Origin of the sequence: Mesorhizobium loti, assembly GCF_013170705.1 — a bacterium.
GTDB lineage: Bacteria > Pseudomonadota > Alphaproteobacteria > Rhizobiales > Rhizobiaceae > Mesorhizobium > Mesorhizobium loti_D.
The window spans coordinates 1123591-1139214 of record NZ_CP033334.1; the positions used below are offsets into that span (position 1 = coordinate 1123591).

A 15624-nucleotide genomic window follows, 5' to 3' on the forward strand; every position below is an offset into this window, starting at 1 on the left:
TCCTTGGAGAAATCAGGTGCGACGATCCCAAAACCTAAATGACCGGCGTCAGAAGCAAGCTGACGTCGGTTTTTTGTTGGCCTTTTTCCTTCCGCCTCCGTCATGTCGCGCCGAAGGAGGCGAGTGAGCGACGTTTGGCTGGTGGAACCGGCTGATGCGGAATTGTGCAAGATTAGTTCGACGTTGCGATCCGTCCAGCCCCCCTCATCCATCTCGGCGCTATCGCGCCGATCCACCTTCTCCCACACGGGGAGAAGGAAGAGGCGTTACGGCTTGTGGATGAAAGCAGCGCCGAGGATGGGGCCCGGCATGCCATCCTTGCCGACCGACTGCAAAAGCACGGCGCAGCCGCCCTTCTTGGTGATCTCGCTCAACGGCAATTCATAACGCTGCGCCTTGCCGTGCCACATGCCGGCGGTCTGGATGCTGGTGACGGCGTTCCAATAGGTCATCTTGCGGCCGGAATTCTCACCCTGGGCGATCTTGACCGTCTGCGGCGGCTCGAAATAGACGATCACGACATGGGCGTCGTTGGGGCCGGTCCCGGCGTCGCCGGCATCGATGATGACGCGGTCGCTGGTACGGCTGACCTTGACGGGCACATGCATGCCTTCGCCGGATTTCGCCATGCGGGTGAGCGCCCCGTTGACCTCGCCACGGTTGGCGCCGTTGACATGCACGCGGCCATTGAGGACAGCCTGCGGCGTATAGACGGAGCGGCTACTGAAGGCGCGCATATAGTCATTCTGCCGCTCGGTGTTTTCCTTGCGGCTCAGCGTGTCCTTCCAGCCGAGATAGTCCCAATAATCGACGTGGTAGGAGAGCGCGACAATGTCTTCCCTGGCGGCAAGTTCGGCGAAAAACGCGTCGGCCGGCGGACAGGAACTGCAGCCCTGGCTGGTGAACAGCTCGACCACGCCGAGCGGCTTTTCAGGCTGGGCTTTCTCGGCCTGGGTTCTTTCGGACTCGCCGGCATGGCCGGCATCGGCAAAAGCCGAGAAGGCCAGCGCAAACGCCGCCAGCCACAGTGATCTTCGCCAGGCCATGACCATTCCAATTCCCGCCGGTGGCGCCGGCTTTGTTCTGATTGGCTGAAATATGTGGCAGAAGCCGAAGTCAACGGGAAGTCACGTTGCGGTGAAATTTTTGCCGTTGCAGCCGAAAGTAAGGGCGCAATAGGAGATACACTGCATTTCACGACGTGGTTCGATTCGGGGATGGCATTATCACCATGTGGCAAACTCTCCTGACCCCTGTCGATCTCTATTGCGAGCGGACCGGATCTGGACTTTGGTCCGAGCCAACGAATGCTTCGACTAACCTTGCCTTCATTGTCGCGGGACTATGGGGTGTGCGGGAAGTGCGCCGACTGAAAGCCGGGACCTTCGCCGAAGTGCTGGCCTGGTGGGTGATGGCGATCGGCATCGGCTCGACGATCTTCCATACCTTCGCCACCAAGGGCACGGTCTGGATCGACGTGCTGCCGATCGCCGGCTTCACGCTGGCGTACACGCTGTTCAACCTGCGCCGCTTCCTCGGGATGGAATGGCGCAAGGCGATCGCGGTCTTCGTCGTCTTCTATGCGGTGGCCGGCGCGATCAGTTTCGCCGTGCCGGATTGGCTGCGCCAGGCGTCAAACGGCACGACCGGCTACCTGCCGCCGTTCCTGGCGCTCGCCTTCTTCGGTGCCTGGGTGACGGTGAGCGGCAACCGGGCCGGCCGGTACAATCTGGTTGGGTCGGCGATCTTCGTGGTGTCCGCCATCTTCCGCATGATCGACCCGATGGTCTGCGCCGGCTTTCCGCTCGGCACTCACTTCCTGTGGCACATCTTCAACGGGCTGATGCTTGGCGTCCTGCTGGCCGCCGCGGCGCGCCATGGCGCGCCGAAGGTAGTGAGTAGTGAGTAGTGAGTAGGCTCTTCCCTACTTCCTACTCACTACTCACTGTTTCTAAGCCGCCAGGTCGCGCAGCACGTACTGCAAGATGCCGCCGTTCTTGAAGTAGTCGAGTTCATCCAGCGTATCGATGCGGCAGATGATCGGCACGTTCTTCACCGAGCCGTCGCCATAGGTGATCTTGGCGGTCATCGTCTGGCGCGGCTTGATGGCACTCAGGCCATCGATCTCGACCAGTTCGTCGCCCTTGAGGTTGAGCGAGGCCCACGAGGTGCCTTCCTCGAAGACGAAGGGGATGACGCCCATGCCGACCAGGTTCGAGCGGTGGATGCGCTCGAAGGACTGGGCGATGACGGCGCGGACACCGAGCAGGTTGGTACCCTTGGCCGCCCAGTCGCGCGACGAGCCGTTGCCGTATTCGACACCGGCGAAGATGACCAGCGGCACGCCTTCCTTCTTGTATTCCATCGCCGCGTCGTAGATCGATTCCTCTTCCTTCGACGGGTAGTGGATGGTGTAGCCGCCCTCGCGGCCATTCTCGCCCAGCATGTGGTTGCGGATGCGGATGTTGGCGAAGGTGCCGCGCATCATCACCTCATGGTTGCCGCGCCGCGTGCCGTACTGGTTGAAGTCGGCGACGCCGACGCCATGGTCGGTGAGGTACTTGCCGGCGGGCGAGGCGGCCTTGATCGAGCCCGCCGGCGAGATGTGGTCGGTGGTGATCTTGTCGCCGAACAGGCCGAGCACCCGGGCGCCCTTGATGTCGCCGATCTTGCCGAAACCGGCGGTCATCCCGGCGAAATAGGGCGGGTTCTGCACATAGGTCGAGTTGTCGTCCCAAGCATAGGTCTGGCCTTCCGGCGCCTGCACCTTCTGCCAATGCTCGTCGCCCTTGAAGACGTCGGCATATTTGCGGGCGAACAGCTCGCGGGTGACGTTCTTCTCGATGAACTCCTGGATCTCGGCCGAGCTTGGCCAGATGTCCTTGAGGTAGACCGGATTGCCGTTCTTGTCCTCGCCGAGCGGCTCGGTGGTGAGATCCTTCGTCACGGTTCCAGCTAGCGCGTGCGCCACGACCAGCGGCGGCGAGGCGAGGTAGTTTGCCTGGACGTCGGGCGAGACGCGGCCTTCGAAGTTGCGGTTGCCGGAGAGCACCGCGGCGGCAATCAGACCCTTGTCATTGATGGTCTTGGAGATCGGCGCCGGCAGCGGGCCGGAATTGCCGATGCAGGTGGTGCAGCCGAAGCCGACCAGGTTGAAGCCGATCTGGTCGAGCTCCTTCTGCAGGCCGGATTTCTCCAGATATTCGGCGACCACCTGGCTGCCGGGGGCTAGCGAGGTCTTCACCCAAGGCTTCTGCTTGAGGCCGAGCCGGTTGGCGTTGCGGGCGAGCAAGCCCGCGCCGATCAGCACGCTCGGATTCGAGGTGTTGGTGCAGGAGGTGATGGCTGCGATGACGACGTCGCCATGGCCGAGGTCATGGTCCGTGCCTTCGACGGCGTAACGCTTGGAGATTTCCGCCGCCTTCTTGTACTCGGTCTCCATCGCCTTGGCGAAGCCGTCCGGAATGCCTTCCAGCGCGACACGGCCTTCGGGACGCTTGGGGCCGGCCATTGACGGCACGACGCTGCTCAGCTCGAGTTCGAGCAGGTCGGTGAAGACAGGGTCGGCGGAGCCCGCCTCGCGCCACATGCCTTGCGCCTTGGAATAGGCTTCCACCAGCGCGATGCGGCTTTCCTCGCGGCCCGACATCGTCAGGTAGCGGATGGTCTCCGAATCGACCGGGAAGAAGCCGCAGGTGGCGCCATACTCGGGGGCCATGTTGCCGATGGTGGCGCGGTCGGCCAGCGTCATGTTGGAGAGGCCCGGGCCGAAGAATTCGACGAACTTGCCGACGACGCCCTTCTTGCGCAGCATCTGGGTGACGGTCAGCACCAGGTCGGTGGCGGTGACGCCTTCCTTCAGCTTGCCGGTGAGGCGGAAGCCGATCACTTCGGGCAGAAGCATGGAGACGGGCTGGCCAAGCATGGCCGCCTCGGCCTCGATGCCGCCGACGCCCCAGCCGAGCACCCCAAGGCCGTTGATCATGGTGGTGTGCGAATCGGTGCCCACGCAGGTGTCGGGATAGGCTGTGGTTTCGCCGTCCTCGGTGTTGGTCCACACGACCTGGCCGAGATATTCGAGGTTGACCTGGTGGCAGATGCCGGTGCCGGGCGGCACGACGCGGAAGTTGCGGAATGCCTGCTGGCCCCATTTCAGGAACTTGTAGCGTTCCTCGTTGCGCTCATATTCGAGTTCGACGTTGCGGGCGAAGGCCATCGGCGTGCCGAACTCGTCGACAATGACGGAGTGGTCGATGACGAGGTCGACCGGCACTAGCGGGTTGATCTTCTGCGGATCGCCGCCGAGCGAAGCCATGGCGTCGCGCATCGCGGCAAGGTCGACCACGGCTGGAACGCCGGTGAAATCCTGCATCAGCACACGGGCCGGGCGATAGGCGATCTCGACGCCGGCGGTGCCCTTGTCGGTCAGCCAGCCGGCAACCGCCTGGATCGATTCCTTGGTGACGGAGCGGCCGTCCTCATTGCGAAGCAGGTTTTCCAGCAGCACCTTCATCGAATAGGGCAGCTGGGCTATGCCGGTGAGGCCGTTCTTCTCGGCCTCGACGAGGTCGAAATAGACGTATTCGGCGCCGCCCGCGGTCAGTGTGCGGCGGCAATTGAAACTATCGAGGGATTTTGACACGTGCGATCCGTCCTTGTCTGTTCAGCCTGAAAGGGAACGGACGCCGATGGCATGCAATCACGCGCAAAGGTGCGGGTACGGCCATTTCCGCTGTCCGCTCCCAAGCAACCCGAGCCGTTCAAGGCGGCGCGTGCGCTGGTTCGGCGCAAATTCTGTTCCCGCGCCGACCGCTGGCACGGATGCACCGCATATAGAGAATTTTCTGGAATAGTTCTAGACAGTTGGAGAGCAAATTTGTGCGATGCGGCAGCGCTCGCGAAACATTGTTTTCAGGGCAGGCGGGGAATGCGGCTTATCGCCGAAAATCTGGGCGGCGAACGCGGCGGCGAGGCGGTATTTTCCGGCATTGGCTTCGCCCTCGGCGACGGTCAGGCGCTGGTCGTCACCGGACCGAATGGATCGGGCAAATCGACCTTGCTCAGGATCATCGCCGGGCTGCTGCCGAAGGCGGAAGGTCGATTGCTGATCGAAGAGGGCGGCGACGACTTTCCGTCGATCGCTTCGGCCTGTCATTATCTCGGTCATCAGAATGCGATGAAGACCGCGCTGAGCGTCACGGAAAATTTGCGCTTCTGGCACGACTTCAACGGCATTGGAGGTGTCGGGGTCGAAGAGGCGCTGGAAACGGTCGGGCTGGGAGGCATCGGGCATCTGCCGTTCGGCTATCTGTCGACCGGGCAAAGGCGCCGCGCGGCGATCGCGAAACTCCTGGTCAGTCACCGGCCATTGTGGCTGCTCGATGAGCCGACGGCGGGACTGGACAAGGCTTCGGAGGAGCGATTCGCGGGGCTGATGACGAGGCATTGCGGGTCTGGTGGGATGATTGTCGCGGCGACGCATCTGCCGCTGGGGATCGAGGGGGCGAGGGAATTGGCGATGGGACATTCACCCTCCCCCTTGTTGGGAGGGTGAAGTGCTAGCCCTCTTCCTGCGCGACATCCGTCTCAATATCCGCGCCGGCGGCGGCGCGCTGACCGGCGTCATCTTCTTCCTCGCCGTCATCGCCACCATCCCCTTCGGCGTCGGGCCAGACCTGAAGCTGCTTGCCCGTATCGGTCCAGCCATCCTGTGGATCGGGGCTCTGCTCGCCTGTCTGCTCGGGCTCGACCGGCTGTTCCAGGCCGACCGCGAGGACGGCTCGCTCGATCTCCTGGTGCTCGGCAACGACCGGCACATGCTGGCGCTGACGGTGCTGGTAAAGTGCCTCGCGCATTGGGCGGGAAGCGTGCTGCCGCTGGTCATCGCCGCGCCCTTGCTTGGCCTGTTCATGAACATGGAGCCGCTCGCCATCGGCGCCACGGCGCTCACCCTGCTGGTCGGCACGCCGGCCATCACCTTCATCGGCGCGGCAGGTGCGGCCGTCGCGGTGGCGCTGCCGCGCGGTGGACTTCTGATCTCCGTGCTGGTGCTGCCGCTGACCATCCCGGTGCTGATCTTCGGCGTCTCGGCGAGCTATGGCGCAACGGCAAATCCCGATCCGTTCCTGCAGCCCTTCCTCATTCTTGCCGCGCTGACCTTGTTTCTTGCCGTGCTGGGGCCGGTCTCGGCGGCGCTCGCCTTGCGGCATGGAACGGATTGATGTGGCCGACAGGCCCAAGGGCCGCGACGCGGCGTCCGATTGCGAAGCCGATGGCGCAAAGCTAAGGGATGGGCATGGTCGGGTACGGTGAAACGATAGCGGGAGGGGAGCGAGGCGCATGAGTGCACACGCGCTCTATGTCACCGCGGCCTACGGCATCACCGCCATTGTGCTGGCCGGGCTGATCGTCTGGATCCTGCTCGACCAGCGGGCCCGCAAGCGCGAGCTCGCCGAACTCGAGGCAGCCGGCGTGCGGCGCCGTTCCGACAAGGTGGCCAAGCCATGAGCAGCGAAACCGAAACGCCGACGCGCAGTCGCCGCCTGTTCGTGCTGTTGCCGCTGCTGGTCTTTCTCGGCCTTGCCGGCCTGTTCCTGTCGCAACTGCTTTCCGGACGCGATGTCTCGGAAGTGCCGTCGGCGCTGATCGGCCTGCCGGCGCCGCGGACCAACCTGCCGGCGCTGGAGGGCTCAAACCTGCCGGGGCTGGATTCGAAAGCGTTCGCCGGCAAGGTTACGCTGGTCAATGTGTTTGCGTCATGGTGCGCGCCGTGCCGGGAAGAGCACCCGGTGCTTCTGGCGCTGTCGCAGGACAAGCGATTCGTGATGGCGGCGCTGAACTACAAGGATCAGCCGGAAAACGCCCGCCGGTTCCTCGGCGATCTCGGCAATCCGTTCCAGGCGATCGGCGTCGACGAAGCCGGCCGCGCGGCGATCGACTGGGGTGTCTATGGCGTGCCGGAAACCTTCGTCATCGGCAAGGACGGCAAGATCGCCTACAAGCATGTCGGCCCGCTGACGGTGGAGTCGGCGCGGGGTCTGCTGTTGCCGCAGATCGAGAAGGCGCTGGCGGCGCCGGGTTAGGCGCACCCCCTTCTTTCGTCATTCTACGGCGAAGCAAGGAGCGAAGCGACGCGGCGCAGACCCTAGAATCCATGCCGCGACATTCATGACAGGCGAAAGCGGCCCAAGATCGATAGCTATTCGCTACCGCAAGAAGCACTATTCTGGGCCGCTGCGTTTCTCGTTGGCGTCGCGGCATGAATCCTCGGGTCAAGCCCGAGGACGACGAACGCGCGAGGGCGATCAGGCGGAGATCAGCCGTAGATCTGCTTGTGAATCTGGTAGAGCATTTCCGAGCGGTCGGCGCGCATGTCGGCCAGATCGCGGCTCGAGAAGCTGTCGATTTCGGCGACGAGGCGGTTGTAGTGCTTGCGCTTGGCGATGCTGTTGCGAGCGCGGGTCACGAGATCGTTGAAGATCATGGCAAGGTTCCTTCTACGCCGCATTTCCGCGGCCGGTTGTTCCTCCCTTGATCGATACGGAGCATGACATAGGAATGGTGCATTGCAAAAAGAAGATGTTGCAATGCACCATTGCACGCAGCGCATAGCCGGTTAATCGAGTCCTAAGGCGCGTCGTGACCGCACGGTCGTGGGCCGGCCGAGCCGCATGGCAGCTTCCTCTCCGTTTTGTCATACAAATTGCGAAGGCGCCGTCTTGCCAGATCGATCGCGGGCTGGCTTGATCTGCCGTCACGTGATGCCGGGAGGAAATGCATGGCGGCCGCAGACTATTATGAAGTTCTCGATCCGCGCTTCGCGCGCCTGTTCAATGGCAGCGCGCAGGTGGAGAAGCTGTTCACCGGATGCCGCTGGGCGGAGGGGCCGGCCTGGTTCGCCGCCGGCCGCTATGTCGTCTGGTCCGATATTCCGAACAACCGCATGCTGCGCTTCGACGAGACGGATGGCAGCGTCAGCGTCTTCCGCCAGCCCTCGGGCAATTCCAATGGCAACACCGTCGACCGGCAGGGCCGGCTGGTCACTTGCGAGCACTCGGGCCGCCGCGTCAGCCGCACCGAGCATGACGGCTCGGTCACCACCATCGCCGCCAAGTGGAAGGGCAAGCGGCTGAACTCGCCCAACGACGCGGTGGTGAAATCCGACGGCTCGATCTGGTTCACCGACCCGAGCTACGGCATCGACACCGACTATGAGGGCGACAAGGCCGAGAGCGAGATTGGCGCCTGCCACGTCTACCGGGTCGATCCCGATGGCGGGGACGTCGAGGCCGTCATCACCGACATGGTCAGGCCCAACGGGCTTGCCTTCTCGCTCGACGAGAGCCTGCTCTATGTCGTCGATACCGGCCGCACGCATGGCGCCGAGAATCCGGCGCATATGCGGGTGTTCAATGTCGGCAAGCATGGCAAGAAGGTTTCGGGCGGCAAGGTCTTCGCCGACTGCACGGCCGGCCTCTTCGACGGCTTCCGGCTCGACGCCGACGGACGCATCTGGACCAGCGCCTTCGACGGCATCCATTGCTACGATCCGGACGGGACGCTGATCGGCAAGGTCAAGGTGCCCGAGGTGACCGCCAATTGCGTGTTCGGCGGCGCCAAGCTGAACTGCCTCTACATCGCGGGCACCACCTCGCTCTATTCGGTGCGGCTGATGGTGAACGGGGCCAAGACCTATTGAGGCTGCTGGACACCCTTCTTTGGCGGGTCTTGATGGCGCTCCTGCGCATAAAAGGGGTACCCGCCGCGCCGAAGTTGCCGAAGCGGCCACCATTCAGTCCGTCGGAGAGGCTTTCAAAGCAGCTTCTCGCCGGAAAGCGGAAAAACCCAAGGGGAGAGCGTCATGCCATTCGTCAACATCCGCATCGTCAAGGAAGTGATCGCCGCCGATCCGGCAGGCAAGAAGGCTGATATCGCCAAGAAAGTCACGGCGGCCATCATGGATGCCACCGGGCTCGGCAACGACGATGTCTGGGTGGTTTTCGAGGAGGTCAACGCCCGCGACTGGTATGTCGGCAAGACCGATGTCGAGACCCTGCGGAAGGGGTAGCTCTTCCCTTCTCCCCTTGTGGGAGAAGGTGGCCTCGCGAAGCGAGGTCGGATGAGGGGTGTTCCAGCTTGGCGGTACGTCAACAGCGAACCGAACCAGAAAACACCAACGCCTCACCCCGCTGGAACACCCCTCATCCGTCTCGGCGCTGCGCGCCGATCCACCTTCTCCCACAAGGGGAGAAGGGAAAGGCTGCGCCGCTCAATGCGAGCGGATGAAATCCGCGAAACCCTGCACCGCATTGCGCATTGCCAGCACCTTTTCCGGCTCGGCCAAGATAACCTCCATCTCCGCCGGCTTCTTGCCAAGCAGGGCGATCTCCAGCTCACCATCATACATCGCGAACGACATGGTGCGCATGATCTCGGCCAGCGCCGCGCGGGCGAACAGCGAGCGGGGCGAGGCGTGGGCCAGCATGGCCGGCTTGGCGATGGCGGCGTCGCGCGAGACCAGCCAGTCGAGCGCGTTCTTCAGCCCGCCCGGCACGCCATGGGCATATTCGGGACAGGAGACGACGAGGCCATCGGCGCCGGTGACGGCGTCGATCAACCTGAAGGCTTCGCGGGGCGTGCGCTCGCCCTCGTCGTCCGGATTGAAGATCGGCAGGCGGTCGAGTCCGTCATGGACAGTGACACGGCAGCCAGGCGGCGCGTTGCGCACCAATGCCGCGAGCAAGGCCGAATTGGTGGAGGCGGCCCGCAGGCTGCCGGAGATGGCAAGGATGTTCAGCACAGTCGGCGAGGCCAGTTCGGACGAATCGCTGGGAAAGCCTACCACATGGTCTGCTTGTAATCGTCGTCGAGCCAGCGGTCGGTCGCCTCGGCCGAATCGGCGAGCGCCAGCTGGTCGCGCAGGATCTGGCCGAGTGTCGGCAGCGTGGCGCGGTCGTACCAGCTCTCCGGCTTCCACAGGTCGGAGCGCATGAAGGCCTTGGCGCAATGCATGTAGGCGGCCTTGACGGCGACGACGATGACGCTTTGCGGCTCCTTGCCGTCGACGGCCAGGCGCTCGCGCAAAGTTGCATCGACGGTGATGCGGGCATCGCCGTTGACGCGCAGCGTCTCGTTCATGCCGGGGATGAGGAAGAGCAGTCCGACCGAGGGATTGCGCAGGATGTTCTCCAGCGTATCCAGCCGGTTGTTGCCTGGCCTGTCGGGAATGGCGATGGTGCGGTCGTCGAGAATGGCGGCGAAACCTGGCTTGTCGCCCTTCGGCGTCACGTCGGCATTGCCGGCGCCGTCGGACGAGCCGATCAGCACGAAGGGGCTCTTGCCGATGAAGGAACGGCAATGGCCGTCGAGCCCCTTCAGCTCCTTGCGGATCGAGCCGTCGGTCGGGCGCGGCGTCTTGTAGATCGTTCGCAATTCCTCGCGCGTGGTGACGAATTCCATGGCTCTCCCCCTTGTTTTTTAGTTTGACGCAATTCCCTAGGGAAACCGCGATGCGGTTTTCCCGGGAAAACCGCTTCACACTTTTCCTGAAATTGCTCTACTTGCCTGCCTTCTCTTCCCCGCTCGCCTTGTCGTCCAGCGAATGGCGCAGGATCAGCGGCATCTGGCTGAAGGTGAACAAAAGCGTGATCGGCATGATGCCCCAGACCTTGAAGGTAACCCAGGCATCGGTGGAAAAATTGCGCCACACCACTTCGTTGACGACGGCCAGGAACAGGAAGAACAGGCCCCAGCGGAAGGTGAGTTTTTTCCAGCCTTCGGCATCCAGCCTGAAGGCTGAATCAAAGACATAGCCGAGCAGAGACCTGCCGAAGAACAGGCCGCCGAGCAGAACGCCGCCGAACAGCGTGTTGACGATGGTCGGCTTCATCTTGATGAAGATGTCGTCCTGCAGATAGAGCGTCAGTGCACCGAATATGAAGACGACGACGCCCGAAACCATCGGCATGATCGGCAAGGTGCGCGTCAGCAGCCAGGAAGCGATCAACGCGATGGCCGTGGCGGCCATGAACAGGCCGGTGGCGACGAAGATCGGGCCGCCGAATTCGCCCAGGACCGGGAATTTCTGCACCAGCCATTCGCCGCGCGCATTGGCGAAGAAGAAGACCAGCAGCGGCCCAAGCTCCAGCACCAGCTTGAGCAGGGGATTGACGCCTTCCTTCTTCTCTTTCTGCGGGTCGGACGGATCGCGTTCGAGAATGGGTGGGTTCATGATCTTCCTTCTTACGCACGATCCCGTTCAAAAGGGACCATGCCGTTACGCCACTCCAGCGATCGCCCTGGCGAATTCGCTTGCCGAGAAAGGCTCGAGGTCGTCGACCTGTTCGCCGACGCCGATGAAATAGACAGGCAATTTGTGCTTTGCCGCGATCGCCACCAGAATACCGCCGCGCGCCGTGCCGTCCAGCTTGGTCATCACCAGGCCGTTGACGCCGGCGATGTTGCGGAAGATCTCGACCTGGTTGAGCGCGTTCTGGCCGGTGGTGGCGTCGACCGTCTGCAGCACGGTGTGCGGCGCTTCCGGATCGAGCTTGCCCAGCACGCGCACGATCTTTTCCAGTTCCGCCATCAGTTCGGTCTTGTTCTGCAGGCGGCCGGCGGTGTCGATGATCAGCACGTCGGAGCCGGCTTCCCTGGCCTTCTCGAAGGCGTCATAGGCGAGGCCGGCCGCATCGGCGCCGAGCTTGGAGGCGATGACGGGCGATTTCGTGCGCTCGCCCCAGATCTTCAGCTGCTCGATGGCCGCGGCGCGGAACGTGTCGCCGGCCGCCAGCATCACCGACAGGCCGCCATCGGTCAGTTTTGCCGCGAGCTTGCCTATGGTGGTGGTCTTGCCGGTGCCGTTGACGCCGACCACCAGGATGACATGCGGCTTGTGCGAGAGGTCGAGCTCCAGTGGCCGGGCGACAGGGGTCAGCACCTTCTCCACCTCGGCGGCCATGACGGTGCGTACGTCCGTGTCGGAGACATCCTTGCCGTAGCGGCTGGCGGCCAGCGCGTCGGTGATACGAAGCGCGGTTTCCATGCCGAGGTCGGCGCGGATCAGCACGTCCTCCAGGTCCTGCAGCGTGTCTTCGTCCAGCTTACGCCTGGTGAAGACGCCCGCAATGTTGCCGGTGAGTTCGCGCGAGGACCGGGCAAGCCCATCCCGCATGCGCTGGAACCACGACCGCCTCGGCGCCGCCTCCGGCGCTTTTTGCGGCTCGGCCTTCTGCTCGACCTTCTTGGCGACGGTCACCTTGCCGGGAGCGGGTTTCGGCTCGGGCGCCGGCTGGGGGACGGGCCGCGGCTCGGGCGCGATCTCGGCAATGACAGGCTGCGTCTCCGGCGCGGGCAGGCGGATGGGCGGTGCGATCTCCACCGGTGGCGCCGGAATCGTAGGCGCGGCTTCGGTGGCTGGCGTCACGTCATCCGCAGGCTGGCGCTGCCCCTCACCCTTACCCTCTCCCCGTGAAGTACGGGGAGAGGGGGGCGTCAGTGTCGAGGCTTCTTCTTCGATGTCAGTAAGATGGGCGCTGGCGTCACGATCAGCGTTCTTCTCCCTGTCTCTATACGGGGAGAAGGTGCCGGCAGGCGGATGAGGGGCGGCGCCTGCCTCTGAAGTCGGCTGCGTGGGAGGCGAGGCCGGTGAGGGCACTTCGACGGGTGCGGGCGTCTCGGCTGGAACCTCGGCAGGCGGCGCCGGCACTTCTATCGGCGCCGGTTCGGGCTGCCTTTCCGGGCGCGGCGGCGCAATCTCCGGCTCGGCTGGCGCGGGAGCGGGGACTTCTTGCGGCTGCGGTTCGGGCGTGGGCTGCGGAGTGTCCGGGGGAAGCGGAATTTCCTGGGGCGCCGGCGGCTCCACAGGCGTTTCAGGCGCGGGTTCTTCTTCCGGCTCGGGTTCCGGCAGCGGTTCCGGCTCGGGCGGAACGGTCGGCTGAGGCTCCGGCGGGATGGTCGGAGTGGGCTCGGGTTGCGGTTCCTCGACAGGCACTGGTTCCTGCGAAGGAGCCGCAACCGGTTCGAGCGTGTCCTTTACCTCCCTCTCGACGGGGGAGGTCCCAAGCGAAGCTTGGGGGTGGGGGTGACTGGCGCTGGCGTCGGCGCCATCACCCCTCCCCGCCACTTCGTGGCGACCCTCCCCATCAAGGGGAGGGAGGGGCTCAGGCCGCGGCTCGTCGCGCTTCAAGAACTCCGGAACGACCTGTTCGGCCGCCGGCTTCAGCGAATCGAGCTGGTCCCATTTGATCGGCGGCAGCGGGGCGGTCTCGTCAACGCGCTCCTCGACAACCTCTTTCTTGCCGAACGAAAATATCTTCTTGAAAAAACCAGCCATGCTTTGCGTTTCTCAGGCGGCGCGTGCGGCAAGCGGGGCTGCGTTCAGCCTGATACCATCGTGGCCAGTAATTGTCGCTTCGACGATCTCGCCCGGCGCGCCGGTGTCGAGTGCGGCAAGCGTGAAGCCTTCGGTGCGGCCGAGGCCGTCACGTTCGATCAGGATCGACTGACGCGTTCCGGGCAGCGAGGACAGATGGCGCCGATACGCGGCTTCACCGGCGGCGCGCAGCCGTGCGGCGCGCTGCTTGACCACCTCGCGGCGCAGCTGCGGCATGCGTGCGGCGGGCGTGCCTTCGCGCGGGCTGAACGGGAAGACGTGAAGGTGGGTCAGGCCGCACTCCTCGACGATTTTCATCGAGTTCTCGAACATGGCGTCGGTCTCGGTCGGGAAGCCGGCGATAATGTCGGCGCCGAAGACAATCGCGGGGCGCAATTTGCGCACATCCTCGCAGAAACGGATCGACTGGTCGCGCAGATGCCTGCGCTTCATGCGCTTCAGGATCATGTCGTCGCCGGACTGCAGCGACAGATGCAGATGCGGCATCAGCCTGTGTTCGGTGGCGATGGCTTCGAGCAATTCGTCGTCGGCCTCGATCGAATCGATCGATGACAGCCTGAGCCGCTTCACGTCGGGCACCTGCCTGAGGATGGTCTTCACCAGTCTGCCAAGCTTGGGCGAGCCCGGCAGGTCGGCGCCGAAGCTGGTCATGTCGACACCGGTCAGCACGATCTCGGCATAGCCGTTGCCGGCGAGCCGCTTGACCTGTTCGACCACCGCGCCCATCGGCACCGAGCGCGAATTGCCGCGGCCGTAAGGAATGATGCAGAAGGTGCAGCGATGGTCGCAGCCATTCTGCACCTGGACGAAGGCGCGGGCGCGGCCCTCGATGGCGTCGACCATATGGCCGGCGGTCTCGCGCACGGAGAATATGTCGTTGACGCGGGCCTTCTCGGTGTCGTTGACGCCGAAATCCGGCAGCGCGCGATAGGAATGCGCCTTGAGCTTCTCTTCATTGCCAAGCACGAGATCGACCTCGTCCATGGCCGCGAATTTTTCCGGCTCGGTCTGCGCGGCGCAGCCGGTGACGATGATGCGTGCCCGCGGGTTGTCACGGCGCGCCTTGCGGATCGCCTGTCTGGCCTGGCGCACCGCCTCGCCGGTGACGGCACAGGTGTTGAAGATGACGGCGCCACCGCCCAGCGCGCCAAGACCGGCGCTCTCGGCCTCGCGCCGCATCACTTCGGATTCATAGGTGTTCAGCCGGCAGCCGAAGGTCACCACATCAATGCGGCTGGGAGCCTCGGAAAGGGAGCCGTCGCCATCAGGGCTCCTGGACAGAGCAACCGACATCAGGCCGCGCTTTCGGTATCACGGGCCCAGGTGCCGGTCGAGGGATCGAAACTGCCGGAAAATTCCCATTCGGCCGCACCCGTCAGGATGACGTGGTCGTCATCGCGCCATTCGACATGCAGCGTGCCGCCGCCGGGGGTCAACAGGCTGACGCTGCGTCCGGTCCGCCTGGTGCGCGCTGCCGCCACCACGGCGGCGCAGGCCGCCGAGCCGCAGGCCTTGGTCAGGCCGGCGCCGCGTTCCCAGGTACGGATGATCATGCTCTCGGGAGACGTGACCTGGGCAATGGTGATGTTGGCGCGCTCGGGGAAGATCGGGTGGTTTTCGAGCAGCGGGCCGAAGCGGTCGAGCTCATAGGACCAGACGTCGTGGTCGACCCAGAAGATGGCGTGCGGATTGCCCATCGAGACGGCCGAAGGCGAATGCAGCACGGGCGCGTCGATCGGGCCGATCTGCAATTCGATCATGCGGGTGTCGCGGAACTCCTCGGCGAGCGGAATCTCCTGCCAGCCGAAACGCGGCATGCCCATGTCGACCGAGATCGTGCCGTCGGCATGTTCCCTGGCGTTGAGGATGCCGGCGCGGGTCTCGAAGGTGAAGGTCTTCTGGCCGGTCTCGGCGGCAAGCGCCTGGACGACGCAGCGCATGCCGTTGCCGCAGGCCTGCGCGCTGGTGCCGTCCGAATTCAGGATGTCGACATAGTAGGCCGTGCCCGGTGTCTTGGCGTCATGGATCGCCATGATCTGGTCGAAGCGGGTCGCGGCATCGGCGTTCAGCGCAAGGGCGGCCGCCGCCGTCACCTGATCGGCACGGCCGCGCATGTCGGCGACGATGATCTCGTTGCCGATGCCGTTCATCTTGGCGAAGGGGGCGGTGCCTGCCATTCTTCCGGTCATTCCGTGTCCATTTGGCGCTATATGGCGGAAACGGGCGGGAAT

Annotated in this window: 16 protein-coding genes; 7 read left to right on the plus strand and 9 right to left on the minus strand. The window is 64.2% G+C overall.

Translation table 11 applies throughout. The annotated features are described in order from the left end of the window. Window positions 1-266: 266 nt before the first annotated feature. Entirely contained in the window at window positions 267-1052 is a 786-nt protein-coding gene (locus EB815_RS05375; RefSeq protein ID WP_056574551.1) for a DUF1223 domain-containing protein, read from the minus strand. Window positions 1053-1231: 179 nt separating this feature from the next. Between EB815_RS05375 and EB815_RS05380 the strand changes: the two genes are divergently transcribed. Further along, entirely contained in the window at window positions 1232-1909 is a 678-nt protein-coding gene (locus EB815_RS05380; protein WP_056574554.1) for a ceramidase domain-containing protein, read from the plus strand. Window positions 1910-1951: 42 nt separating this feature from the next. On the opposite strand, the gene acnA is transcribed toward EB815_RS05380, so the two are convergent. Then, complete coding sequence (gene acnA, locus EB815_RS05385) at window positions 1952-4642, minus strand: aconitate hydratase AcnA (RefSeq protein WP_056574556.1); 2691 nt, start codon at window positions 4640-4642, stop codon at window positions 1952-1954. Between the two features lie 285 nt (window positions 4643-4927). Here acnA and ccmA point away from each other — a divergent pair, with 285 nt between their 5' ends. From ccmA to EB815_RS05405, 4 genes are all read left to right on the plus strand, one after another. Beyond that, window positions 4928-5554, plus strand: a complete 627-nt coding sequence (gene ccmA / locus EB815_RS05390; protein WP_056574559.1) for a heme ABC exporter ATP-binding protein CcmA — start codon at window positions 4928-4930, stop codon at window positions 5552-5554. A gap of 1 nt (window position 5555) precedes the next feature. After that, entirely contained in the window at window positions 5556-6221 is a 666-nt protein-coding gene (ccmB, locus tag EB815_RS05395) for a heme exporter protein CcmB (protein ID WP_056574562.1), read from the plus strand. Window positions 6222-6339: 118 nt separating this feature from the next. Then, window positions 6340-6507, plus strand: a complete 168-nt coding sequence (gene ccmD / locus EB815_RS05400; RefSeq protein WP_056574565.1) for a heme exporter protein CcmD — start codon at window positions 6340-6342, stop codon at window positions 6505-6507. Then, entirely contained in the window at window positions 6504-7082 is a 579-nt protein-coding gene (locus EB815_RS05405) for a DsbE family thiol:disulfide interchange protein (RefSeq protein ID WP_056574569.1), read from the plus strand. Before ccmD ends, EB815_RS05405 begins: the two co-directional genes overlap by 4 nt. Before the next feature lie 233 nt (window positions 7083-7315). Here the strand turns inward: EB815_RS05405 and EB815_RS05410 are convergent, their stop codons facing one another. Further along, a complete protein-coding gene (locus tag EB815_RS05410; protein WP_081295001.1) occupies window positions 7316-7483 on the minus strand; it encodes a hypothetical protein in 168 nt (55 codons plus the stop codon). Between the two features lie 294 nt (window positions 7484-7777). Here EB815_RS05410 and EB815_RS05415 point away from each other — a divergent pair, with 294 nt between their 5' ends. Both EB815_RS05415 and EB815_RS05420 read left to right on the plus strand, forming a co-directional pair. Then, on the plus strand, window positions 7778-8698 hold the full coding sequence (locus EB815_RS05415) for an SMP-30/gluconolactonase/LRE family protein (protein WP_056574572.1): 921 nt from the start codon (window positions 7778-7780) through the stop codon (window positions 8696-8698). 162 nt (window positions 8699-8860) lie between these two features. Then, window positions 8861-9067, plus strand: a complete 207-nt coding sequence (locus EB815_RS05420; RefSeq protein WP_013892236.1) for a tautomerase family protein — start codon at window positions 8861-8863, stop codon at window positions 9065-9067. Window positions 9068-9268: 201 nt separating this feature from the next. On the opposite strand, the gene EB815_RS05425 is transcribed toward EB815_RS05420, so the two are convergent. The 6 genes from EB815_RS05425 to dapF all read right to left on the minus strand — a co-directional run bounded on the left by EB815_RS05425 (window position 9269) and on the right by dapF (window position 15570). Beyond that, on the minus strand, window positions 9269-9799 hold the full coding sequence (locus EB815_RS05425; RefSeq protein WP_056576398.1) for an NADPH-dependent FMN reductase: 531 nt from the start codon (window positions 9797-9799) through the stop codon (window positions 9269-9271). Window positions 9800-9837: 38 nt separating this feature from the next. After that, window positions 9838-10458 carry a pyridoxamine 5'-phosphate oxidase family protein gene (locus EB815_RS05430; RefSeq protein WP_056574575.1) on the minus strand — a complete coding sequence of 207 codons (621 nt, stop codon included), beginning with the start codon at window positions 10456-10458 and terminating at the stop codon, window positions 9838-9840. A 97-nt stretch (window positions 10459-10555) separates the two neighbouring features. Then, window positions 10556-11230: a septation protein A gene (locus EB815_RS05435; protein WP_056574578.1), complete on the minus strand. Its 675-nt coding sequence runs from the start codon at window positions 11228-11230 to the stop codon at window positions 10556-10558. A gap of 45 nt (window positions 11231-11275) precedes the next feature. Beyond that, window positions 11276-13333 carry a signal recognition particle-docking protein FtsY gene (gene ftsY, locus EB815_RS05440; RefSeq protein ID WP_056574580.1) on the minus strand — a complete coding sequence of 686 codons (2058 nt, stop codon included), beginning with the start codon at window positions 13331-13333 and terminating at the stop codon, window positions 11276-11278. A 12-nt stretch (window positions 13334-13345) separates the two neighbouring features. After that, entirely contained in the window at window positions 13346-14686 is a 1341-nt protein-coding gene (gene mtaB, locus EB815_RS05445) for a tRNA (N(6)-L-threonylcarbamoyladenosine(37)-C(2))-methylthiotransferase MtaB (RefSeq protein WP_056574583.1), read from the minus strand. Beyond that, window positions 14686-15570 (minus strand): diaminopimelate epimerase, encoded by an 885-nt coding sequence (gene dapF / locus EB815_RS05450; protein ID WP_056574586.1) that lies wholly within the window; start codon window positions 15568-15570, stop codon window positions 14686-14688. The genes mtaB and dapF overlap by 1 nt, the downstream gene beginning before the upstream one ends. Window positions 15571-15624 lie beyond the last annotated feature (54 nt).